This is a genomic window from Desulforegula conservatrix Mb1Pa (genome assembly GCF_000426225.1).
Taxonomy (GTDB): domain Bacteria; phylum Desulfobacterota; class Desulfobacteria; order Desulfobacterales; family Desulforegulaceae; genus Desulforegula; species Desulforegula conservatrix.
Genome location: NZ_AUEY01000007.1, coordinates 1 through 25,440 on the forward strand (window position 1 = coordinate 1; position 25,440 = coordinate 25,440).

18 protein-coding genes are annotated in these 25,440 nt (G+C 40.0%); 10 read left to right on the forward strand and 8 right to left on the reverse strand.

Annotation, left to right across the window (positions count from 1 at the left end):
• The first annotated feature begins 713 nt into the window (after positions 1–713).
• The 3 genes from K245_RS0104545 to K245_RS0104555 all read left to right on the forward strand — a co-directional run bounded on the left by K245_RS0104545 (position 714) and on the right by K245_RS0104555 (position 6,369).
• Positions 714–2,318, forward strand: coding sequence for a peptide chain release factor 3 (locus tag K245_RS0104545; RefSeq protein WP_027358354.1), 1,605 nt, complete (start codon positions 714–716; stop codon positions 2,316–2,318).
• Between the two features lie 235 nt (positions 2,319–2,553).
• Positions 2,554–6,174 (forward strand): DUF3683 domain-containing protein, encoded by a 3,621-nt coding sequence (locus K245_RS23075; protein WP_035276482.1) that lies wholly within the window; start codon positions 2,554–2,556, stop codon positions 6,172–6,174.
• A gap of 12 nt (positions 6,175–6,186) precedes the next feature.
• Positions 6,187–6,369, forward strand: coding sequence for a hypothetical protein (locus K245_RS0104555; protein WP_027358355.1), 183 nt, complete (start codon positions 6,187–6,189; stop codon positions 6,367–6,369).
• Between the two features lie 198 nt (positions 6,370–6,567).
• On the opposite strand, the gene K245_RS0104560 is transcribed toward K245_RS0104555, so the two are convergent.
• Entirely contained in the window at positions 6,568–7,440 is an 873-nt protein-coding gene (locus K245_RS0104560) for a hypothetical protein (RefSeq protein WP_027358356.1), read from the reverse strand.
• Positions 7,441–7,629: 189 nt separating this feature from the next.
• On the opposite strand from K245_RS0104560, the gene K245_RS0104565 reads away from it, so the two are divergent.
• Entirely contained in the window at positions 7,630–7,959 is a 330-nt protein-coding gene (locus K245_RS0104565) for a hypothetical protein (RefSeq protein WP_027358357.1), read from the forward strand.
• 165 nt (positions 7,960–8,124) lie between these two features.
• Here K245_RS0104565 and K245_RS0104570 read toward each other — a convergent pair whose 3' ends face one another.
• The 3 genes from K245_RS0104570 to K245_RS0104580 are packed head-to-tail and all read right to left on the reverse strand — an operon-like array spanning position 8,125 to position 11,946.
• Positions 8,125–9,006 carry a YihY/virulence factor BrkB family protein gene (locus K245_RS0104570; RefSeq protein WP_027358358.1) on the reverse strand — a complete coding sequence of 294 codons (882 nt, stop codon included), beginning with the start codon at positions 9,004–9,006 and terminating at the stop codon, positions 8,125–8,127.
• Positions 9,007–9,011: 5 nt separating this feature from the next.
• Positions 9,012–10,469, reverse strand: a complete 1,458-nt coding sequence (locus K245_RS0104575; protein WP_027358359.1) for a sigma-54-dependent transcriptional regulator — start codon at positions 10,467–10,469, stop codon at positions 9,012–9,014.
• Positions 10,462–11,946, reverse strand: coding sequence for an ATP-binding protein (locus tag K245_RS0104580; RefSeq protein WP_027358360.1), 1,485 nt, complete (start codon positions 11,944–11,946; stop codon positions 10,462–10,464). The genes K245_RS0104575 and K245_RS0104580 overlap by 8 nt, the downstream gene beginning before the upstream one ends.
• A gap of 324 nt (positions 11,947–12,270) precedes the next feature.
• On the opposite strand from K245_RS0104580, the gene K245_RS0104585 reads away from it, so the two are divergent.
• The 3 genes from K245_RS0104585 (at position 12,271) to K245_RS0104595 (ending at position 15,008) form a co-directional block, all read left to right on the forward strand.
• The gene (locus K245_RS0104585) at positions 12,271–12,726 is read left to right on the forward strand and encodes a response regulator (protein WP_156906699.1); all 456 of its coding nucleotides are present in this window, start codon (positions 12,271–12,273) and stop codon (positions 12,724–12,726) included.
• A gap of 22 nt (positions 12,727–12,748) precedes the next feature.
• Positions 12,749–13,801, forward strand: coding sequence for a CBS domain-containing protein (locus K245_RS0104590; protein WP_027358362.1), 1,053 nt, complete (start codon positions 12,749–12,751; stop codon positions 13,799–13,801).
• A 646-nt stretch (positions 13,802–14,447) separates the two neighbouring features.
• On the forward strand, positions 14,448–15,008 hold the full coding sequence (locus K245_RS0104595; protein WP_027358363.1) for a hypothetical protein: 561 nt from the start codon (positions 14,448–14,450) through the stop codon (positions 15,006–15,008).
• Positions 15,009–15,222: 214 nt separating this feature from the next.
• On the opposite strand, the gene K245_RS0104600 is transcribed toward K245_RS0104595, so the two are convergent.
• From K245_RS0104600 to K245_RS0104615, 4 genes are all read right to left on the reverse strand, one after another.
• Positions 15,223–16,827, reverse strand: coding sequence for a response regulator (locus tag K245_RS0104600; RefSeq protein WP_027358364.1), 1,605 nt, complete (start codon positions 16,825–16,827; stop codon positions 15,223–15,225).
• Positions 16,828–17,147: 320 nt separating this feature from the next.
• Positions 17,148–18,626: an efflux transporter outer membrane subunit gene (locus K245_RS0104605; RefSeq protein ID WP_051283872.1), complete on the reverse strand. Its 1,479-nt coding sequence runs from the start codon at positions 18,624–18,626 to the stop codon at positions 17,148–17,150.
• 46 nt (positions 18,627–18,672) lie between these two features.
• Entirely contained in the window at positions 18,673–20,835 is a 2,163-nt protein-coding gene (locus tag K245_RS0104610; RefSeq protein WP_027358366.1) for an ABC transporter permease, read from the reverse strand.
• A 25-nt stretch (positions 20,836–20,860) separates the two neighbouring features.
• Positions 20,861–22,192 carry an efflux RND transporter periplasmic adaptor subunit gene (locus K245_RS0104615; RefSeq protein ID WP_027358367.1) on the reverse strand — a complete coding sequence of 444 codons (1,332 nt, stop codon included), beginning with the start codon at positions 22,190–22,192 and terminating at the stop codon, positions 20,861–20,863.
• Between the two features lie 225 nt (positions 22,193–22,417).
• Here K245_RS0104615 and K245_RS0104620 point away from each other — a divergent pair, with 225 nt between their 5' ends.
• From K245_RS0104620 to K245_RS0104635, 3 genes are all read left to right on the forward strand, one after another.
• Entirely contained in the window at positions 22,418–23,275 is an 858-nt protein-coding gene (locus K245_RS0104620; RefSeq protein WP_027358368.1) for an EFR1 family ferrodoxin, read from the forward strand.
• A 177-nt stretch (positions 23,276–23,452) separates the two neighbouring features.
• Positions 23,453–24,031, forward strand: coding sequence for a xanthine phosphoribosyltransferase (gene xpt, locus K245_RS0104625; protein ID WP_027358369.1), 579 nt, complete (start codon positions 23,453–23,455; stop codon positions 24,029–24,031).
• A gap of 301 nt (positions 24,032–24,332) precedes the next feature.
• Positions 24,333–25,343, forward strand: a complete 1,011-nt coding sequence (locus K245_RS0104635; protein ID WP_027358370.1) for a potassium channel family protein — start codon at positions 24,333–24,335, stop codon at positions 25,341–25,343.
• Positions 25,344–25,440: the final 97 nt, after the last annotated feature.

Consider the following 25,440-nt stretch of genomic DNA (forward strand, 5'->3'; position numbering starts at 1 on the left):
CAGCCTTACCCTCTGCACGAGCCGTATCAGGTTCGCTTTCGCTATGTACCATTCTCTTCCTGTCGCTTCCTTCAAACCCTACCGTTACCAGTAGCGCCCTTGCGATTCGGATTGATTTCCCCTCGGACGGGGCATCTCTGCTTTCTTTCAAACAGACGGGGGCACGGCTTTGCCGGGCAAACAAATAAGGGCAGGTTTTTCAACCTGCCCTTCAAGCAAGGGGAGTATGTGCACTGCGTTTTATATGCTAAGCCTTTTTCTAATAAGGCATTAAGCCGTTTTGCAGATCTGACGGCCAGTGGCCAAACTAACCGTCAGATCAAAGGGGAGAGAAGAATGAAAAAATTTTTACAGACAATTTGTTTTTGTTGAAACTATATTAGCAATAGGCGTGCCATGTGTATTTATACTCCCCCTTTTTTTTATAAATATCAGATTTTACAGTATTTATTAATATATCGGAGAGATTGATCCGTTGGCATCAAAGAGACCAATGCCAGAGCTTGTGTATTTATTATCTATGATGAAGTGTCTGCTGCTGATAGCTGTGTAATAAATATACATATGGATTCTAAATGCTTAGAAAGTATCGATATTTTTCATAAATCACTGTACGCAATGTTTCTCTTACAATTTTCAATAAATGATGTATATTATTCTGCTCTTGTTTTCAGTATTGATTTGGCAGTTTAAGCATTTTGCAGGATTATAAGATGAATGAAATTTTAAGCGAGAAAGCTTTCAAGAAGGAAGTCGAAAAACGCCGTACATTTGGAATCATAAGCCACCCCGACGCTGGTAAGACAACTCTTACAGAAAAGCTTCTCCTTTTTGGCGGTGCCATTCAACAGGCTGGAGCGGTTAAGTCGAGAAAAACCGATCGTCATGCAACCAGTGACTGGATGGCCATTGAACAGGAGCGCGGTATTTCTGTAACAACTTCGGTTATGAAGTTCAATTACAGAGAATTTGAGGTCAATCTTCTTGATACTCCTGGCCACAAGGACTTTTCCGAAGATACTTACAGGGTTTTAACTGCTGTAGACAGCGCTCTGATGGTGATTGACAGCGCAAAAGGCGTTGAAACCCAGACAAAGAAACTAATGGAAGTATGCAGAATGCGCAATACTCCCATTATCACATTCATAAATAAGCTAGACAGGGACGGCCTTGCGCCTCTTGATCTTCTTTCTGATATTGAAGAAAACCTTCAGATAGAATGCGTTCCCATGACTTGGCCAATCGGAATGGGAAAGAGATTTAAAGGGGTTTACAATCTATATTCGAAATCTTTGCAATTGTTCAAACCGGGCGAAGAAATAATAACAAATGACAGCATTGTCATCACAGATATATATGACAAGACCCTTGATAATCTCGTGGGAGAGTCCCTTGCACGGGAACTTAGGGGTGACATAGAACTGCTTGAAGGAGCAGCTAGCCCTTTTGACTATGATCATTTTCTAAAAGGCAATCAGTCTCCTGTTTTTTTTGGCAGTGCCATCAACAACTTCGGTGTAAGAGAACTTCTCGACGCTTTTGTGGAAATGGCACCGCATCCTGATTCAAGGGAAACTGAAACAAGGGAAGTCTCTCCTTACGAGAATGAGTTCTCTGGATTTGTATTTAAAATCCAGGCAAATATGGATCCATCCCACAGGGACAGAATTGCTTTTCTAAGGATTTGTTCAGGCAGATTTACGAGGGGGATGAAGGTTAAACATCACAGAATGGATAAAGATATCAATCTCTCAAACGCCATAATCTTCATGGCCCAGGACAGAGCAAACATAGACGATGCTTTCCCGGGTGATATTATTGGTCTCCATAACCACGGCACAATCAAAATAGGCGATACTTTTTCAACAAAGGAAGTTTTGAAATTTACAGGAATTCCAAATTTTGCTCCTGAACATTTCAGAAGGGTTATTCTTAAAAACCCGCTTAAACTCAAGCAGCTCCAGAAAGGCCTTACACAGCTTGCAGAAGAGGGCGCAGTTCAGTATTTCAGACCAATAAAAGGTAGCGACTATATATTGGGTGCCGTGGGCGTACTTCAGTTCGACGTTACAATGGCAAGACTTAAAGCTGAATACAGCGTCGATGCCATTTACGAACCTGTAGAACTTAGTGTCGCCAGATGGATAAGGGCTGATGATAAAAAAACAATCGATGAATTTGAAAAAAAATACAGCCACAACCTGGCAAAGGATTCTGAGGGCCATCTCGCATTTATGACCACTAGCGAGTGGCAGCTTAAATTTGTCATGGATGACTGGCCACAAATAACCTTTATGAAAACCAGGGAGCAGGGCTGATTTTTGCCTCTGTTCAGTTTTAATACTGAACTCCTGCAGGGCGCCTTTTTTAACGAACGCCCTAAAAACCATGCACCGAATATTGATAATTGATATTATATTGAAGTCGAATAAAAATATCAATATATTGTATATGATTTTATACTTGATACATTTTGTATTATCTGTTTTGTAATGCTCAGCTCTGTATGAAGTTACTTCTGAATAATATAAGGCTGGCACAGGGGAAAAAAGAATGCATACCGAAGAATATCGTGAGATTCCTTATAATTACACTTCAGCTGATGATGCCCAGATAGTTAAGCTGTTCATGGGCTACGATGTATGGGAACGTCTTGAGAGTCTCCGTTCGCAGAGAATATCAGGACGATCAGCCAGACTGCTCATGCGTTTTATGGGGGATCTTTTTGTTTTAAGAAGAAATCCTTTTATATATCAAGAACTTGCAGACTCTGTCTTCAGACGGCACTATTTTTTCAAAACAGTCAAGGCTGATCTGGAATATCTTACAAATAAAGGCAGAGATAATGAAGATGTCAGGTTTATTGTAAAAAAATGCGGAGAGGAAACAAAAAAGCTTAAAAGAGAACTCAATTCAGTTTCATTTAAGAGAATGAAAATCAAAAGGACTCTTTCCCCAATTATTGGTAAAGAGAATATCCTTTTTGATCCGTTCGCACTCATAAGCCATGCAACAGATGCAACCGACTGGCGTCTGTACCTTCCCATCGCCATCCTGAGGCCTTATGATGAAAAACAAATAGCGCCTCTTCTTAAAGCTGTGGAAAAATTAGGACTCCATGTTATTCCAAGGGGAGCTGGAACCGGGCTTACAGGCGGCAGTGTTCCTGTAAGCGAAAACTGTGTGATGATAAATACTGAAAAACTCAACCGCATCAGAGGGATTCACACAAAAAGCTTTACGGATGAATCAGGCAGAATAGTCGAAATGCCCGTACTTGAAGTTGAAGCCGGAGTTGTTACTGAAAGCGCAATGAATTATGCTTCATCCAAAGGTTTTGTATTTGCAACAGATCCGACAAGTGCATGGGCTTCGACAATTGGTGGTAATATTGCTGAAAACGCTGGCGGAAAGACTGCCGTTCTTTGGGGAACAGCCATAGATAATATTGTTTCTTACAAAATGGCCATGCCGGGTGGAAAATTCTGGGAAGTAACACGAACAGATCACAAGGTAAGAAAAATCCTCCATGATGATACAGTCAATTTCGACATAAGGGATGAAAGTGGCGGTCTTGTTACCAACATACAATTGCGCGGAGATGAAATAAGGAAGCCGGGACTCTGGAAAGACATAACCAACAAGGCTCTCGGCGGACTACCAGGTGTTCAGAAAGAAGGGACTGACGGAATAATAACATCAGCCTATTTCATTCTTTATACAGCGTATGAGCATAAAGCCACTGCATGTCTTGAGTTCTACGGCAATGACATGGATGAGGCAAGCAAGGTTATAGTTGCCATTTCCCAGTCATTTATAAACAAGGGTGAAGAGGCTCTTCAGGCACTTGAACATTTTGACGAGGAATACATCAAAGCCATAAACTATAAAATCAAATCCCCGGATATGATTAAAAGCCCAAAGGCTGTCCTGCTTGTTGATATTGTGGCGCATAATGAAGAACAGCTTGAGAGGGGCAGACTTAAACTTGCCGAGCTTCTTGCTCCATATTCAAATACATTCGTAGCTTTTTCAAAAGACAAACAGGAATCAGAGAGATTCTGGGCCGACCGAAAAAAACTTGGTGCAATTTCAGCAAGAACCAATGCCTTTAAACTCAATGAGGATATTGTTCTTCCTCTCCACGCCCTGGCGGATTTTGCAAATTTCGTTGATCATTACAATTTTGAGGAAGAAAAGCATAATCAGAGAACAGCAATCAGAAGAATCTGCAATTTCATTGAAAGCCATATTCCTATAGAGGACGCTGAACTTTATGCGTCAAAAGTACCACATGCAAAAATCTGCTGTGATGACTCGTATGCTTCATACGAAAAAATATCAAATGAAGACATAAAGCATGCAATGCCCATATCAACTCTTATTGAAAATTTGAATGACACATTCATGGGCTATTCAGGGGTGTTTGAAAAAATACTTGAGATAAGCGACGCAGAAAGAAAAAGGCTGATTGTTCTTGCTACTCATATGCATGCAGGTGACGGCAACGTCCACGTAAACATACCTGTTTTTTCAAATGACAGAGAAATGATGGCAAGGGCAAGCATGGCAGCGGACAAGGTCATGGAAAAAGCCGTTGATCTTGGCGGTGTTGTAAGCGGTGAGCACGGTATTGGCATTACTAAGATGAAATACCTTGATCGTTCAAGAGTCGTTGATCTTGATGAATACAGAAAAAGAGTTGACCCAAAGGGAACTATGAATCCAGGGAAATTGTCAGACCCCGATGTTCCTGATCAGGTTTTTACTCCTTCATTCAATCTTCTTGGACTTGAAGCAGGGATTCTTAAATATAACTCCCTTGAGAATCTGTCCGGAATGATTGCAAAATGCATAAGGTGTTCAAAATGCAAGCCATCATGCTGCACCTATTATCCGGCGGCAAACATGTTTTATCATCCAAGAAATAAAAACCTTGCAATAGCTTCAATCATTGAAGCCCTGATGTACGAAGCTCAAAGATGGCATTCTGGTAAATTCCCAATGCTCAGATATCTTGAGGAGATTGCGGATCACTGTACTCTATGCCATAAATGCAAGGCACCTTGTCCTGTTGATATAGACACTGCGGAAGTGTCCCTTCTTGAAAGAGAGATTCTTGTCAGTCTCAAATACAAGAGAACTGCGCCCCAGACATGGCTAACCTTAAGATATCTTAAAAGCCGATCAAGATATTTTAATGCAATTTTCAGAAAGATTGTCTTACAGGGAGGGGGATTCATTCAGAGAAAAACTTCAGAAATATTATCCAAGGTGCGTTATGATTGGATAAAAAATCTGAAGCCTATGCTTCTTTTTAAATCTCCGGTTCCTAAATCATCCAATGATACTTTAAGGAGCATTCTTCCAAAAATAACCCATCATCAGGCACTTGTAATAGAACCTGAGTCTGATACAGATAGGACAGTATTCTATTTTCCTGGATGCGGATCTGAAAGATTGTTTTCCCAGGTATCCAAAGCTGCAATTTACATTCTTCTTAAATCAGGAGTGCGTGTTGTCCTTCCTCCATCATATCTATGCTGCGGCTTTCCGGTAAAGGCCAATGCAAGGGAAATGCAGCACAGCCAGGTAACATTAAGAGACACAATAATTCTTTCCCATATAAGGGAAATGATGCAGGATGTGAAATTTGATGCCGTAGTTGTAAGCTGCGGCACATGTAAGGAAGAACTTGAGAACATCAAAGTGCCGGAACTTTTTGACTGTAACCTCATGGATGTAAGTGAATACGCGATCTCTTCAGGTCTTGAAATCAGCTGTTCAGAAATGAGATTTTATCATGCCCCATGCCATGATTCCATGGGCGGAAAGGCAACAAAACTTCTGGAACAGAAATGTGGTTTCAATATGAAATCCACATCACACTGCTGCAGCGAGGCTGGTACCATGGCACTGAGCAGACCTGATATCACCTCCAGAATGCTTGATAAAAAGCGCGTATCAATAAACGAGGCGCTTGAAAAAAATGAAATTCATCAAGGAGTTATTCTTACAAACTGCCCTTCATGTTTACAGGGGCTTGGCAGAAACCAGTCATCTGGTATGGCCCCAAGGCATATAGCAGAAGAACTTGCCTTAAAATCGGGAGGATATGACTGGGAAAAAGAACTTGTGAGGATGCTCGACAAACACGAAAAAGTAAATTTTTGATAAGAAAATAAAATGAAAGATAAAAAAAACAAAACCGGTAAAAAAAATGATGAGAGAATGGAGGCATTCAAAAGTTTGCCACCAGCTATTAAAAATGCCATTACTCCTGAAGAGCAGGAAATTTTTTTAAAATCAGATGTGTGGCCTGAATCTCTTTGTGAAAAATTAAGCGAATTTCTTTTCAAAATGAAATAGTTCATAATCCATTTCGAGTTATTTAAATTTTGACAAGATCTCAAAAAGTCCAATTACCGATATTCCGGAAAAATTTTCATGACATGAATTAGGCAATAACAAAAAGGACATGATACAGCATTTAAGATAGGAAGAGTAGGGCGGTTCATTGTGAATCGCCCCTATTGCCAATGCCTGACAATCAAACTGAGAATCAAATTATTCTTCGATTTGTGAGATCTTCTTGTTATCTGGAAGAAGTCCATCAAGCATATTTTTTCTCATTTGCTTGAAATAATCTATAACTCCTGAGTCTTTAAGAAAGTTTTTGTCAGCGTCTTCAATCTTTTTATCGAAAAAATTTTCAAATGAAGGACGTAAAACCGAATTTGGAATTTTGCTTTTATTGGATGCGTCCCTAAGATCATCAACAAGTTTTTGCATTTCAGTTTTTACATAATCTTGGATACCAGTTTGAACTGGTCGGTCAATCTGATTTTCAGGATTAGTTTCGGGCAGGGCAGCAACTGGCTGATTATCCGTGCCTGCTTCCGCTACAGGCGATGTGGATTCCTCAGGCAATTCGGACACTAAAGTTGATTGGTACTGTTTTTCTATTTCCACGCTTTTTGAAAATGATATGGAGGACTCAAAGGAAGATATGGTTTTCCCGTCTGCAGCATCAAGCAAAGTATCAACTGCACCGTCCATATTGCCATTGATCATTTTATTCATGGCTTTTTCTAAATTTTTCACGGCCTTCATAATATCTTTTAACTCGTCTTTATTTAAATCTCCTTCAATTTTAATTGAAGTGTTTAATTCAGCCTCTGCATATGCAGACTCAACAGAAGTAGCCCACGAAACATCATCAAGTCTGCCATTCTGATTATATGTAGAATATCCAGAACTAGCATCTGACGAAAACGACAGGGTAATCTTATCGCCTTCTTTTGTAACCAGCTCCATCTCAGCAGTCTTTGTCTGTCTGACCTGCACGCTTGTTGAACTTGTCTGAACCTGAAGATTCTGATCGGATTGGTTTTTAATGCTATCCATATAAGAATTTATATTTGATCCTATAGTATTCATTTCATATCTCCTTGAAATTTATGATGCAGAATAGCAATAAATAGTTTTTTTATGTGTATCGGCACAAATAAGGTTTTACTTAAGTACAAAATACATGAGTTTTGTTTATCAAATAAACGGCGATTAAGTATTGACAAAAGATAAATTCGTAATTAAAAAAATTATTATTTATCCCTTGAAAGAAAGACGATGATCGAAAATAAAAAGATCTGTACAAGATGTGGCTACTTAAGAAAGCCCCTCGATGATATACTTATACCTGCTGCTGAATGTCCTAAATGCGGAATCATATACCAGAAATTCGAGGATGGCATGCTCGCTTTTGATATGGCCTTCAATCAAAAGCGAATGAATAGAAGCAAAAAAAGAAGAAGCTCAAATTTTGCGTATATACTGATATTTTTTTTAGTATTTGCGGTTATTTTTCTGGTGGGATTCATTTCAGGAATAACTTATACCAAATTTGAAATGCAAAGCCCCAAAAAAAATACTCAGATTCAGACAATGAATCAAAATTGATAAGCATCAGGTACTTCCTGATTCCGGCCTACGCCGGAATGACGGTAATGGGAGTGGATTCATATGATTCAAGGCAGCAGCTCTTTTAGTTTACATAATATATCTTATCAGACATAATAAATATTTTATTATGATAAACACGAATGCCCTAAATTTGTATTTGTACTAACAGTTTCTTTTAAGTCTTCTGATTGATTTAGGTAGATTATGTAAGGATCTGCTTTCTATATAGTTTGAAATTTCGGCTCCAAGAAGTATGATCTGAACAGAATAATAAACCCATACAATTGCTGCAACGAGAGTTCCTCCGGCCCCGAATGATGACGCCATCATTGTTCTTGTAAGGTAAAGCTTCAGCAAATACTTCCCGCATTCAAATAAAAATGCGCTTATTATTATTCCTGGAAGCATCTTCGACATTGATGGTTTTTTTCGGGGTAAAAATTTGAAGAATAATAAAAAAATCAGGGTCACAACAAAAAAAGACACGCATTGGTTTAAAATTACTATCCAATTAAGTGAAGTGATCTCTGTGAATTGAGGAAAGAAATCAATAAATTTTTCAAATACTGTCAAAAAAGCAGACACAAAAAAATTGGCCACCACCAAAAAACCTGCTGAAAACGCAAATAATCCGGATATCAGCCTTCCCTTTATATAAATAAAAAACTGTTCTCTTTGATTATCCTGGCGTTTCAGACCAAAAATTCTGTTCAAGGCGCTACTTAATTCATCAAAAACCATTGAAGCTGAGTAAATCATGAGAAAGACAAGTATGGTAGAAGCGAATCTACCGGTTTCAGGAACCTGGAAATTCATAAGAACAGTTTTTACAATGGCCGCAGCTTCCGGGCTGGCGATTCTGTGTATTTGTGAAACTATCTCATTTTTTGCATCAGCCGTACTTATAAAAAGGCCTGCGGCGCCAACTCCTATTGCAAGAAGCGGAGTTATGGAGAAAATTGTATAAAAGGCGATTGCTGCTGAGGCACTGGTGTTTTTATGGGCAATCCACGATGAAATAATTGATTTTGCAATTCTACTCATTAATATCAGGTTACGGATGTATGGATGGTCATCTGGAATTTTTCAATTTTAGCCAGAAGTGTCGGCCTTGAGAAACCAAGCATTTTTGCTGCCTGACTGCGGTTCCCACGGGTCTGCTCCAAAGCTTCGCTGATTATTATATATGCAATTTTGTCCATTAATTCATCATAACATTTTCCGTAGCTTTCTGTAAGCATTTCTCTGATCCATAATCTGAGATGCTTTTCAAAACTTTCGGGAGCAAGATCTTTTTCTTTTTCATCCGTCTTTTTGCTGACAACCTGGGCACCGATGGCTTCCTGAATATCATCAGAAGTAAGAGCATAGCCTCTGTTAAATATAAGTAGCTTATGCATGCTGTTGGCAAGTTCTCTTACATTCCCAGGCCAGTTGTAAGCTTTAAGAGTTTCAATGGATTCTGTTGTTAATTCAGGTATTTCGCTGTCTATTTCCCTGGCATACTGGGCAAGAAAATAATTTGCAAGAAGGGGGATATCCTGCTTTCTTTTTCGAATTGGGGGAAGCTCAAGATTTACAACCTTTAACCTGTAATACAAATCCTCACGGAATCTGCCGTCTTCGACAGCTTTTTCAAGATCAACATTGGTGGCTGCAATTATTCTGACATCAACAGGGATCGGACTTCTACCGCCAAGCCTTTCAATGCTTCTTTCCTGAAGAAGTCTGAGAATCTTTGACTGAATATTGAGGGGCATGTCACCTATTTCATCAAGAAAAACCGTCCCGTGATTGGCTTGCTCAATCTTACCTATTCTTCTGTTAACAGCACCTGTGAAAGCGCCTTTTTCATATCCGAAAAGTTCACTTTCCAGAAGAGTTTCCGGTATTGCAACGCAGTTTATTATCTGAAACGCATGGTCTGATCTTAAGCTGTGCTGATATATCGCCCTTGCAACAAGCTCTTTGCCTGTTCCGCTCTCCCCTCTTATCAATACAGTTGCGTCTGTAGGTGCAGCCCTTCCAATGGCTTTATAAACTTCTTGCATAACCGGGCTGTTTCCGATTATGGCATCTGTTTCGATATTATCATATGCATCATTATCATCCTTGTCGCCCAATTTAACCTGTGCTTTCATGAAATGACCTGCTTTTATGGCTTTGTCTATAAGACTGAGGACATCAGGTATATCAAATGGTTTAAGAATATAATCAAAAGCACCAAGTTTTGTAGCCTCGATTGCTGAATCGGTGGTACCATAAGCAGTCATTATTATAACAGGGATTTTTGCGTCTATTTCCTTTATGATTTTGAATGCTTCGAGGCCTGTCATTCCTGACATACGAACATCCATGATGATGAGATCGGGTTTAAAAGACGTTACTTTTTTAATACCCTCTTCGGCTGATGGCGCAGTAAGTGTTTCATAGCCTTCTCTAAGAAGAAGTCTTTCAAAACTCTGCCTCAACTGGGGGTCATCATCTACTACCAGAATTTTAGTCACTCTCTTCCTCCTTGAATGGAAGTGATATCTCAAAAACAGCACCGCGACCTGGTTCATCCGGCAATAGTGTCAGTTTACCGCCATGACGCTGTATTATATGAGCAGCGATACTCAAGCCAAGGCCAGTTCCTTCTTCTTTTTGAGTAAAAAAAGGATCAAATATTTTATCCCTGAATTTTTCAGGTATTCCTGGACCATTGTCAGATATTTTTATTACAGCAAGCTTTTCACCATTATCAGATCTTTTGGTATATTCCATGATACTGATTTTACCTTCTCTAATAATTGCATCACATGCGTTTATCAGTATATTTACAAGTGCTTCCTTCAGATGTTCCTGGTCAATCTTTATAAGAGGGAGACGTCCGTTTTCCCTGCTTATATCGACTTCAGTTTCATAGGATTCAAGCCTGTGCTTTAACAACACAAGTGTCATATCGACAACGTCCGAGGGACTTACAAACTGGAGTTTAAGCTTCGGAGACCTTGAAAACTCAAGAAAATTTTTAAGAATTGTATCAATATGCCTGATTTCTTCTGAAATTACTTCAAAATCCTCTTTTTGAATTTCATTGAGTCTCAAATCTCTTTGAAGAGAAAAAAGTCTCATTTTTACTGATGTCAAAGGATTTCTTACGCTGTGTGCGACACCTGCGGCCAGTTTGCCTATCAGGGCAAGTTTTTCAGTCTGCATCAGATGTTCCCTGCTTTCTTCGAGCAGAGATTTCGTCTCGTCAAAATTATCTTCCAGCCCCTTGACTCTAACTTTAAGGGCGACCAGTTCATCCCCTTTAATAATGCTTGTCTTATCTTTTCCCTCACCTGTGGCGAGTCTTCTTATCGGAACAAAAACTTTTTTGTATAAAACAAAACTACAGAGTAAGCCTACTCCAAGTCCTGATGGCAGCGACAACCACAGTATCCAAATCATTATATTGAAAGAGGAATCATATTCTTTTTTCGTAAGATTTATGTGCTCTTCAAATACTTTTTTATAATTCTCACATAGATTATAAATTGCAAAAAACTGTTCCCTCACCTTCCAGTGAAGATTTGCCCCTTCTTCCTTTTTTCCTTCGGAATAAAGACTTATGACCCTTTCTCTTCCTTCAACGTATTTGACATATCGACTTTCAATCTCATTAAGGATAATCTTGGTTTGCTCAATTGATGAATTGTTTTGAGACCTGTTCAAAGCCTCATTGAACTGTTCATGGTAACCTTTAAGACTTTCAAGCCATTCCTTGGAACCTGTCAGGAAATAATAAGTTGCAAATCCTTTCTGCATGACAAGAGCTTTTTCAAGACGCATGGCATTCAGAAGCGACTCCATGTCTCTTTCTATTACCGAGGTGAATTTATTTTTTGTTTGCACGGTAAAATATATGGTCAGGCAAGGGCCAGCGATATTTTGGAATATCATTAAACCAAGTAAGACAAAAAGCCTTGCTCGAAGAGAGAATCTATTTTGTTTCATGAGTCCTCATTAATATATTATTTAGCCCAATCTTAGTAAGCAATTCATATACCATTATTGAAACAGCTTACTTTATCCGGGTTTCTTATGATTATGCGGAATCTGATTTTTGGAAACACGTCATAAATATTGAAATCGATAACACAGTTTATTTACAAGGTGTAAAAAAGATTTACACATTTTTTTTATATTTTTTACTTTAATATGCTGGAACTCCGGCCAATCTATTAAATTCTAAAGCATTAACACATTTTGTGAATTTCAAGATATCTGGCACATTATTTGCTGCTTAAATCCAAAAAAAATATAAGCCGGGAAAAAATAATGCCACTTAGTCTATTGATAATACTGATTGCCGACAAAAATCCAAACATAAGGTCTCTGATCATGCGGGAGTTGAAATCAGACGGATATAATGTCAGGCAAGCCGGAACAGTATCTGAAATGCTTTACCATATTTCAGGATCAGCAGGTAATCCTATGCTCCTGATTTTGGATCCTGATCTTCCGGATGCAGAACATACATCCCTTGAAAAAATACTTAATGAACGAATTCCGCAGATTCCAATTATTATTCATGCACTTAAGCCGGATTTCCTCAATCATAATAGGTTTGTACATGCAAAGGAAATAATTGAAAAAGATGACAAAAGCATAGAAACGCTAAAAAAAGCCGTTTCAAAAACTCTGATACTATTTTCTACGTCCCAGGTTTGTGAAGAAATATACCAACCACTTTTCCCTTTAGAAAGCTTGGCGCCATATAAAGGGAAAGTATAGATTTGCAATGGAGTCAGGTTTAATGAATGAAAACAGTGCAATACACGAAGAAAAATTAAGTATCCTGCAATACAAGGGCTTTTACATTGCGACACCTGATTCTAATTCGGCCAAGGAGGAAAAGGAAAAAGCCGGTTTTTTGCAAAACATAAAAATATGGTGGCCTTCCACAGATAAAAAGTCGGCGATGCTTTTAAAAAAGAATCTTGAGAAGAATTGCTGTGCGAATGCGGATGTCCATTATGCAGGTCTGCCACAGGATGGAGATGATCGATTTCCTGATATTGGTGTGGTTGACCTGACCATATACAATACAGATATGATCAGAATGAATAAATCCGTTTATGCCGATTTGCCAATCATTGCGATCGGAACGTCGGAAGACAAAGCCCTTGCCTCGGAAGCTTTATCTTCCGGAGCAGATGATTATTTAATTAAGCCTTTAAGCACTGAATGCCTTGCAAATGTAATTGAGGAGGTTCTCTATCTCAAGCAGATTACAAGGGCAATGCCAGATGAAAAAAGAGTCATGGGAGTCATGATTCCGATCATGGAATACACTGTCATGAAAGGAGATATGACTGTTTATGAGGCAATTGAGGCAATAAAAGCTTCTTTCAGTATAAGGGAAACTTCAGGACGCTTTCTCGATACAATACACAGATCTGTTCTCGTTCTTGATAATAACGGAGGCGTTGAAGGCATGGTTACAATTAGGAACTTCATATCCTCGATTCTTCCTGATTATCTAAAGAACATGTCGTATAGCGACAGCAAGTCTTTGAGTCTTTCAACAGTCCTTTGGAAAGGCAGATTTTCTGCAAGGCTCAAGAGATTTTCTGAAATGAAACTAAAAGACATAATGACGCCACCTCCTCCTGTAATTGACGCATGCGCAACTCTTCTTGAGGCATCACTAAAAATGGTTGCATTACAGACAAGAAGACTTGTGGTTGTTCAAAGCAATGAAGTTATTGGTATTATTAGAGAGCAGGATCTGTTTTTTGAGATGGAAAAAATAATGAGAAGAAAACCAAGTATTCCAATTAAGATTAATAGAAGCCGCGATATCTGACAGAATACCCACCGGCGGAACAGCCTATATTCCGCCGACCTCCCCTCCCCCTAATAGGCTCAACAAGTCATGAGATTCGTCCATCGCCAGCATGGGTGGTCCCCCAGCCATAGAATCTCAGGCTTGTTGAGCATTTTTTTCAAAAACAGGCTTGCACAGAGCTGATTTATGTAAAAATCCATTTTATATTTAAAAAATGATACGCATAGTTTTAAATCAGTGTTATCTTAAAAAGATATGGCTGAGTTCAAGTTTCATCAGTGCTTGAGAAGTCATGGTCCAAAAACATTAAAACCTATATTTGATGGTCTCGAAAAAAGTCAAAAAAGGGCATTGGCTTCATGCCTGACTTGATCCGGCATACAGTATTATCAGATGCTTCTGGATTCCGGCCTTCGCCGGAATGACGGTAATAGGACTTTTTGCTACCTTGTAAAAGTTATTAGCATAAGATTACGAGCAAAGATGGCTCAAAAGTAAGGCATAACCAATATAATTATTAAGCGGGATATATGAGTCTTACATACTTGTCTTTTTATTTATTGCCGCATAAAAAACAGATCAATAACAAACAGATTTCATACTGTTCAATAATTATCTATCCTGTACTCAATCCAGAAAACAAAATCATTTGAAAGGATGACTCATGAAAAAAGAAGACTGCATACTATTCAGCGGTGGAATTAAGGGTGCGGAAGCTGAGTTTGGAGCTAATGCGGAAAAGTTTGGGATTGAAGAGGTTAATTATACCTTTGAAGGGCATGATATTACCAGAAAGCGTGGCTTGCGCTATCTTAATCATAATGAGCTGAAAAAAGGCGACGTGAGCCTTGAATATATTTCTAAGCTCATGAACCGTAGTTACACCAAAGCTCCATTGTTCCGCAAAATTCTTCAGAGCATCTGGTTTCAGATTAACAGCGGACAGGAAATATATGTTATTGGTGAAATAATGGAGGACAAGACTGTTCGCGGCGGAACCGGCTGGGGAGCAGAATTTGCCAAAATATGCAACAAACCTCTTTTTGTTTTTGATCAGAAACAAAACGCTTGGTTTGAATGGACCCAGGAGGAATGGAAAAAACTTAAACCGGGAAATGAGCCTGTAATATCACATATCCATTTCACCGGAACAGGAACACGTTTTCTTGAAGACAACGCAAAAAAAGCTATTGCCGAACTTTTCCAGAGATCCTTCACTGAATAGTGATAAGGTAGCAAAAAGTCCGATTCTCGTCATTCGCGCAGGCCGGAATCCAGAAGTATCTGATAATACAGGATTCCGGATCAAGTCCGGCATGACACTACAGTCATTTTTTGATTTTTTGCAATTCCATCAATAGTAATTCAAATCTAAAATGGGATTAGGCAAATCAAAGCGACTATGTCAGGGCAATATTTATATTGCCCTGACATTTTAATCAGAGTGATAATAAACCTGATATATTGTCGATTTTCTCTTTGATAATATCAATGGTAAAAGGTTTTGTTACAAATGTGCTGATTCCAGCGCTTGCTGCAAGATCCCGTTGGGACTGTTCAGATTCTGTAGTAACCATAATTACCGGAGTTTCTTCATAGCCTATAAAGTTACGAAGTTGCTTTGTGAACTCAATACCATCCATAATAGGCATGTTCATGTCTGTTATAATCAAATCAAAATACTCACCAGACTCGATTAAATCAAGCGCCTCTTTTCCATTCATGGCCGTTATTATCCTGAAACCAATTTCAGCAGCAATGGATCTGTAAAAACTTAGCATGGCCTTTGAGTCATCCACTGCAAGGAGCCCTTTTTCAGATGTGGACAGTTCAGTCTGTGATAATATTTCAAGATCTTTTTTGGCCCTGTCTCCTTCAATTGAGGCAAGAACAGATTTAAAAGCTTCAAGAGTTTCAGGATCTTTTGTCTCAGCTATTACTGGAAGTATCGTCGCAGTATTTTTTTCATTTTCATAGATGCTCTTGAATATTGTTGTTGCCTTGGCAGACACCAATGCTCGAATGAGTCTTTTTGACTGATCATTATCAGATGCGATTATCTCATTTACTGCGCTGATTACTCCTGGGTTTACCTGTTCATTAAGGGCCGTAACAACTGACAGAAGAATAAGACCATCTTTCTCAATGCGTAGAGCATCAACAAGACACATAAGCCCTTTTAAAAAAGGAATTCTTCCGAAAGCCTCGTAAATGGCATATTTTATATTTGGATCAACTGCCTTTCCTGAATCAAGAGCCTGAACAAGGACTTCCCCGCCTTTTCTGCTTCCTATAAAACCCAGTATATTTGACGCAAGAATTTTTTTATCGTTATCATTTTCTGAAAATATCGGAGCAAGGAATGGAATGATGTCTGGCCCGATTTTTATCAATTCGTCCTGGATTTTTCTTCTTAATGTGGCATTCCTATGATGGATCTTTGAAACAAGAAAAGAAAGGGCCTTTTCTGTTTTGATAGAGGCGAGGGACTGAACAGCCATGCCTGCCTGAAGCGTGCAGACTTCATATTGATCATCAAGCTCTGCATTATTTATAATTGAAGTCAGAATCTCGATGGATTCGATATCTCTGAATACACCGAGCATTTCAATGCATGATGTTGATACAAGCTCATCAGGATAGCTTATGAATTTTCTGAAAATATTCAAGGATTCAGGAGACTTTAATCTTGCCAGAGAAATTAAAATATCGCTGTAAAGTGATTCATTTGTGGGATCCTCTATAATTTCATGCAAAAGGGGTACTGCGGCCGTGAATCCGTTAATGGCGGCGCTGTTCATGCATAACAGCTTTTCCTTTAAATCTCCGCTTCTTAATTTGCCAAGGACAATGTTCTCATTGTATGACAAAAGTGATTGCAGACTTGTCGCGACAAGGTGGTCAACCATTGTGTCATTAAGAGGCTTTTTCATCAGCTCGAAAAGATGCGATATTGCCTCATTGTCCCTGCTTTCCTGTATCTGATTGAGAATGGTTATTTGTTCAGCAAAGCTTCTGTTGCGAAAATCTTCTAATATGCTCATGCGACACACCCTTTTATTATTTATAAATAGTCTGCCAGTATGATTATCAAACTCCTGACAATTTATTTGAAACCATCTAAAATAATGATTTCTTAAAATGATGGCGTTTTTTCAAGTAAAATTGAATTTGGTAAGAGCTGATGAATCTGGCTTAGAATAATGAAGCTGGTCAGTGAGAATACAATGCTGTTAATATGTAAAATATGACGGTAAAAATAGCAATTCCAAAATATCAGAACGAATTCCAGGCATCTTTCTTAAATGGTTATGTTCCATTTAAATGTTGAAATCTAAAAAACACTTTGAGTTTAATTTTCTAACTAATTTTTTCTACTCTGATCATAAACCCAGCCTCCTCCGAGGGATTTGTAAATGGATACGATATCTGTTGCAAGCTTTCCGTTGCTTGAAGCCAGCGCCTCTTCTGATCCGTACTGGCTGATACGCGCGTCAAGCACACGACTGTAATTGATTTTTCCGGCAGAATAAAGGCTCATTGACATTTCTGCAGCCTCATAATTGTCATTTGCTGATGAAGCAAGATGGGCATGTTTTTTAATATCGGCTGAATAATTGTAAAGAGCTGTTTCAACATCTTTTAAAGCTGTAAGAACTGTTTTTTCATAATTTATTAGTGCCTGTTCTTCAATCGCACTTTTAGTCTCAATATTTGCGGCAATTCTGCCTGCATTAAATACAGGGATACTCACAGCAGGGCCAAAAGACCATGATCGACTGCTCCAGTTAAGAAAAGTGTCTGCATCGTTTCCTGAATACCCGAAATCACCTGTGAGGGTAATCTTTGGAAAATAATCAGCCTTTGCAGATCCGGTACGGGCGGTTGCAGCGTTAAGCTGGGCTTCCGCTTTTTTAATATCCGGTCTTCTTTTAAGAAGATCTGCAGGAAGCCCTACTGGGATTGAAGGAGGCGAAGGAGGCAAATTCATTTTTTCTGAAAGAGATCCAAAAATTTTGGGGCCGTCTCCTGTGAGCAACCCTATACTGTAAATAAGAGACCTTTCATAGGCCTCAAGCTCAGGAATTCTTGCCTCGGATTCAGCAACTCTGGCTCTTGAAGAATTCAAATCAAGCTTGCTAACGAGACCTGCCTTATACTTTTTCTCCGTGATTTCAGATATTCGTTTATTCGCATCGATATTTCGTTTGGCTATTTCGATCTGATCCTGGGCAGATCTGAGATTTAGATAATCAGTTGCGATTTCTGCTGCAACGGTAAGCGCTACGGCATTTTTATCTTCTTCCGAAGCCTTGATGTCGGCTTCTGCAGCCTCGGCTTCTCTTCTTTTTCCTCCAAAAAAATCAAGCTCCCAGGTGGCGTCAAAGCCAGCCCTGAAACTCTCATATTCACTCGAATTTCTTATGGATAGCGGAGTTTCATCTTCGGAACCAAGAGATTTTTCAGACTCTCCTGAACCATTTTTCTTATATGAGGCATTTGCGTCAAGCTTCGGCCATAGCCCGGACAGTGCCGAAGTCTTATAGGCCCTTGCCTGTCTTACTCTTGAAGAGGCCATTCTGAGATCATGATTGGCTTCAAGAGCTTTTTTTATGAGCGATGACATAACAGGATCCTTGAAAATTGCCCACCATTCCAAGGTTTCAGATACGGAATCCATTGCAGCATCAGCTCTTATTACAGTATTATTGTCCATGCCAGTCCAGGTTTCAGGCATTTTTGTGTCCGGCTGTTTATAATCATTTCCGACAGCACAACCGCATAATATTAGAAACTGTATAAAACAGACTGATAATACAAGCTGTCTGCAATTATTAATCATTGTTAAGCTCCGGCTATGTTCGAAAAAAATCAAAGAAAATAATTAATTACTCGTATCTTAACGCAATTATCGGGTCGAGTTTTGACGCTTTCCATGCAGGATAATACCCAAATAAAATACCGACGCCTGCTGAAACACCAAAAGCCATTATTACCGCATCTATTGAAAGCTCCGTCGGCCATCCGAGTGCAAGCCTGACTATCATTGATATACTTCTGCCAAGAAGAATTCCCGCTGCCCCTCCGAGAAAACAAAGAAGCACGGATTCAGTCAGAAACTGCTGCATGATGTTTTTCGCCTGGGCACCGACTGCCATTCTAAGCCCTATTTCCCTTGTTCTTTCCATTACGGAAACCAGCATGATATTCATGATCCCTACTCCGCCGACAAGCAGGGAAATCATGGCAACAGCGAGAAGCAGTCTTGTCATGACCTTGGCAGTACCGGTCAGGGTTTTTGTCATTTCAGTCATATTACGGATATTAAAATCATCAGGATCATCAGATTTCAGTCTGTGTCTGTCCCTGAGAAGTCCTGTAATTTCAGCAACCGAACTCTCAACCAATCTTGATGACCCGGCAGCCACAATAATCTGATCCACATTCATGAATCTGACAGGAGTCGGCGTATTAAGAGCCTGGGTTTCAGACTGTTCAGGATAAAGACTGGCAGATGCCCCTGGATACAGTTTGCCCATTGCGCTGGAATTTGTTGAAGAAGATGATGTGGATGAAGAACTGGTGGTGCTTGAAGTTCCTGTTACTCTGAACTTAACGGTCGTCCAAGGTGCTATGAAGATATCGTCCTGATCCATACCCACCATATTGGCGCCCTTTGCACCAAGAACCCCAATAACCTTGAAAGGAACGTTTTTAACTCGCAGCTCCTTTCCAACAGCATCAGAATCCTGGAAAAGCTCCTTTGCGACGCTCTGCCCCAGCACACATACCTTGTTGGCATTTCTGACATCCATTTCAGAAAACATTTCTCCTTCTGAAACAGGCCATTCACGCACATCAATGAATGTTGTTGTTGTACCATAAATATAAGCAGGTACCCAGTTTCTGTTCCCATAAACGAGCTGTGCCCTTGTCCTTATAACCGGAGCTACTGCTTTGACCGAGGGACATTCCGCGCCTATTGCTTCAGCGTCCAGGTGAGAAAGAGTCATGGCGCTTCCTGCTCCATGCATGGCTCCGCCGCTTGAAGCAGACCCCGGCAGGACAAGAATACTGTTTGCCCCCATGCTTGCTATGGATTTCTGGATGGCTGTCGAAGATCCTCTGCCAATTTCCATCATAGCAATCACTGCGCCAACGCCTATTACAATTCCGAGGGTCGTCAGTGCGGCTCTGAGTTTATTTCTTTTAAGACTATGGACAGCTGTACTCAATATATAATTAAGATGAACAGCGGTATTGAGCAATCTTCCGGATTCGAGCCTTGTTTCAGCATTGGAGGACGGCTTGACGCTGCTCCCTTGAACAACTCCGTCAATTGTCAATGATGATGATCCATCCCTGGATTCTGCTCCTGAGTCAATCAGGCCATCTGCTATGCGAACAATTCTCTTTGCGGCTTTTGCGGTATATTCGTCATGGGTCACAATAATGATCGTGACACCTTCTTCTTCATTCAGATACCTGAATACTTCAAGTATTTCCCTGCTTGTCCTTGAGTCCAGATTCCCTGTTGGTTCATCTGCAAGAATAATAGACGGCTTATTCACAAGCGATCTTGCTATTGCTACCCTTTGCTGTTGACCGCCCGAAAGCTGGGATGGTTCATGATTAAGCCGGTCAGAGAGTCCAACATTACCAAGAAGTTCGGATGCCCTTTTTCTAACCTCTTTTTCAGACATTTTGGCTGGAGAGTAAGAAAGCGGCATCGAGACATTGTCTCGTGCCGATGTTCGCGGAAGAAGATTAAAATTCTGAAAAATGAATCCTATTGTCTGATTTCTTAAGACGGCCCTTTCATCAGGAGTCATTGATACGACATCCTGCCCATCTAAATAGAATTCACCCGATGTTGGCCTGTCAAGACAACCCAGCAGATTCATCAGAGTACTTTTTCCTGAACCAGACGCTCCCATGAGAGCGACATATTCGCCTTTTTCGATACTTAAGCTTATTCCGTTCAGAACCGGAACTTCCATTTCTTCAAGATGGTATGTCTTGTATATGTTTTTTAATTCAATAAGATTCATAATTTTGCCGGTAAAAGATTATCCGCTATCTTGGCTTTCTGCCGAATTTAGGCGTAAATGGGCTTCCGCCCTGGGATTTGCTGTTTTTATCCTCAGCAACTTCTTCACCGATTATGACCTCTGTGCCTTCTTTCAGATCGCCACCAGAGATTTCCGTATTTGATCCATCGGTAAGGCCGGTTGTCACAGCTATGCTTTTTACATATCTGCCGTCCTTTACCCATACAGAAGCGTTCCCAACGGAATTTCCGTCAGCTGACTTTTTAGGCTCAGAACCAGTTGCAGCATTATCCCCTCTTTTTTTCTTTTTTAAGTCAGGATCAATATTATCCTCATTCGGAGACCATCTGATTGAAGCGTTTGGAACAAGAAGAATGTCTTTTCTGCTGTCAATTAGAAATTTTACGTTTGCAGAGAGGTAAGGAAGAAGCTTTCCATCCGAATTATCAATATTTACTTCAACTGTGTAGGTAACAACATTCTGGGTCATTGTTGCATTAAGGCGTATTTTGCCTGTCTCTCCTTTGAATACCTCACCTGGCCAGGCATCAACAGTAAATGAGACAGATTGCTTAGGTTTTATACGGCCAATATCAGCTTCGTTTACAGCCACCCAAATCTGAAGTTTTTTTAAGTCTTTAGCTATAAGAAAAAGACTCGGGGCACTCATACTTGATACCACTGTCTGGCCGATATTAACCCTTCTGTCTATTATTACGCCATTCACAGGAGAAATGATCGTACAGTAATCAAGGTTTTGCTGAGCTTTTTTCAGCAAGGATTCTGCCTTCACGGCCGCCTTTTTTGTTTGGATCAGTCTTGCCTTTGATAGCGAAAGCCCATCTTTAGCAGACTCGTAGGCAGAAAGAGCAGCATCAAGGTCTGTTTCTGAAATGACGTCTTTACCACCGGCTTTTTTTGTTCTGGTCCATTCTCTTTCTGTCTGGGTCAATTTGGTGTCTGCCTGCCCAAGTTCTGCCTCAGCGATCAATATATCAGCTTTTGCCTGTTCAAAAGCAGCGTGAGCCTGATCCCTGTCGTACCTGTAAAGAGAGTCGTCTATCAGGGCGAGCCTCATCCCCTCTTCCACTACTGAACCATAATCTATCAATTTACCGGATCCGTCCTTGCCAAAGCTTAGGATCTTGCCCGCAACCTGGGCCCCCACGTCCACAAGCTCTTCTGGTTCAATGGTTCCTGTTGCGCTGATGGTTGCATCAAGATCACCTTTTTTTGCAATCGCTGTTCTGTATTTGACAGAATCTCCGTTCTTACCAAATAAGGCCCACCCGGTCAGAGCGATAACGATAATGACCGCAGATATTAAAAGAACGGCTTTCTTGCCTGATAAGTTCATGTTTTTTACCTTCCATCAATCAATTCAAAAATTCCTTTGATGAAGTTATTTCAAGCGACCCTTTTAATCAAGCATACGTTGGCTTCTTCACGAAAAAAACATAAACTTGGGCTGCAATGGCACATACTTTTTTATTACACAGGAGATTGTTAAGTGATATAAAACCACTGAAAAAATTCAGCAGCAATAAAAATGCTCAAATAAACAACATACGGGGTACTGCGGATGAAAAAATGTCTTATTGTTTATTTCTCTCAGGGCGGCACAACTAAAAAAACAGGGGAAGCAATCGCAGCAGGGTTTCAGGCTGAAGGATGGGCGACAGATCTTGTGAATCTTAACGCCAACCTGAATCCTCCGTCAAGCTTCGATGAATACGATATCATTGGATTTGGAGCTCCAACATATTTCTACAAACCGCCTTTCAACGTTACAGAATATATTGAAAAACTTCCTGACCTGAATGGAAAGCCATTTTTTGTTTATATTCTTTTTGGAACTTATAAGGGCGATGCCGGCAACTTCATAAGAAAAACGCTTACGGAAAAAAACGGCAGAGAAACCGGATATCTAACAACCAGGGGCGCAGACATGTTTCTTGGATATTTAAGGGAAGGTTCTCTTTTTTCTCCAGATCGTCCGAACGAGGAAGACTTGTCAATTGCTGAAAAATTCGGCAAAGGCCTTGCAAATGGCAATTATAATTCGTCTATACCCAAAGACCAAGCCCCGGCATTTCTCAACAAGCTCGAAAGACTATTCCTCACACCTTATCTTTTCAACCATATTTATACTAAATTTTTCAAGGTCAATTCAGATCTTTGTATTTCATGCGGAATCTGCAAAAAAGTCTGTCCCACATGTAATATAGAAATGGATGAGGATAAAAAACCTGTTTGGGGAAAAGATTGCATAGGCTGCATCAACTGCGAGATGAAATGTCCAACAGAAGCAATAACATCTCCATTCGCCTGGCCTCTTTCAAAAATATTCCTCAAGATGAATGTTTATAAGGCATCGCATGACCCTGAAATAGTCACAGTTCCGGTTAAACAGAAGAATGGAAAGCTGATAAGACTTTAATGGCTGTCAAAAAGTGTCCAGCTTATACTATTATCAAAAAACAAGTCAGACATGACACCTTTATCTGCCTTTTTGATAGTCCGTCAATACTGGCAAGGTCGCAAAAAGTCAAAAAAAGGTGTCGGCGTCGTGCAGAAACTGAATAAAAAGAATAAACAAACCTCTAAAGGGGGAACAATGGATCAACTCATCCGCCGCTTAAAAAACGAGTCAGAATATCTTGGCGGAGGCATAATTAAGGCTGACAGCATAATCAATCATCAACTTGATCCTGATCTCACCGAAGAGATGGGCGCTGAATTCGCAAGACTTTTTAAAGAGTCAGGAGTATCAGGCATAACAAGAATTCTGACAGCGGAAGTAAGCGGAATAGCCCCGGCGCTTACTACGGCCAGATCTTTTGGCGTCCCCATGGTTTTTGCCAGAAAAAAGAAACCAAAGACAATGAAGGAAGAACTATTTACATCAAGCGCGCCAAGCAGAACAAAAGATGAAAACGTAACCCTGCATGTTTCATCCAAATATCTGAAATCTGATGACAGAATTATCATTATAGACGATTTTCTTGCAACCGGTCATACCATAGAAGCCTTGGCATCGATTGTATCAAAAAGCGGAGCAATGCTTTGCGGAGTAGGATGCGTGATTGAAAAGGTTTTTGAGAAAGGAAGAAACAGGCTTGATTCTCTTGGAGTGCCTGTTATTACGCTTGCCAGGGTCGATGTTTCAAGTGAGGATAAAATCAGTATATATTAGAACTTGGTTTCGGCTTTTAAGGTTACAGAGATGGACCCATTTTATGAACCATATCAAAAAACAGACATAAGAATGACAAGTTCGCAAAAAATCATATTACGTCATTCCGGCGCAGGCCTAAAACCAGAAGTGGCTGAAATTACAGAGATGACGGATCAAGTTCGGCATGACGATTAAGCCATTTTTAGACTTTTTGCGACTCCATCAAGAATGATGGACTATCAAAAAGTCATAAACATTTATTATTAGTATAGGCCTGTGTCAGAAATACGCTCAATAATATAGGAAATTAAAACCAAACGTGAACAGCTCCAGACACCTGATAATCTCCCTTACAGCCCTTTGCCTGATTGTCTTGATCGGCACTGTCGGGTATATGTCCATAGAAGGATGGGAACCCTTTGATGGCCTTTACATGACCATCATAACCCTGACAACTGTGGGCTATGGTGAAGTACACAGAATAACCAAGACAGGCAGAGTCTTCACCATTTTTTTGATAGTGGTTGGTGGAGGGCTAAATCTGTATGTTACTGCTGCCCTTGTTCAGTTCTTTGTTGAAGGTAGAATAAGGCTGATAATGGGAAGAAGACGGATCGACAGGAAAATCAAAATCATGAAAAATCATTATATTATTTGCGGATATGGTCGTATAGGCAGGGTTTTATGCCAGAATCTTTCCAAAAAACCCAAAAATGTAGTCGTGATTGAAAAAAGCCAGGATCTTATCCCAACCATGGAAAAAGACAGGATTCCATATATCAGCGATGATGCCTCCAAGGAACATGTTTTGATTCAGGCTGGAATAAAGGACGCAAAGGCTCTTGTTGCAGCCCTTGCCACAGACATTGACAATGTTTTCCTTGTGCTCACGGCGAGGCAGCTTAACCCTGACATATTCATCATGGCCAGATCAAGCCATCATGATACAAGGCAAAAGCTTTTTGCAGCAGGCGCCAACCGTGTTGAATCACCTTACGAGATTGGAGCCGTAAGGATGGCAATGAGACTGACAAGACCAAATGTCACCTCCTTCCTTGATTATGCATTAGGCGAAACAGACAAAAGAATTCAAATGGATGAAATAGTCGTAACATCCCATTCTCCTCTTATTGGCCAGACATTGAAAGATTCGGGAATAAGACAGCAGTTCGACATTATGATAATAGCAATCCAAAAAGAAGACGGCAGAATGCTTTTCAACCCCTCATTTGAGTCTGTATTTGAATCAGGAGACACTGTTATTGCCGTTGGAGTCGATGATAATCTGAGCAGATTTGAAAAAGTACTTGCCGCCCCTGTTAATAAATGATGGTTTCGCAAAAGTCATAAATAGGTCTCAGCGTCATGCCGGACTTGATATGGCATCCATTTACGAGAGTCTTTGAAGAGTCGCTTTTTTGAAAAAA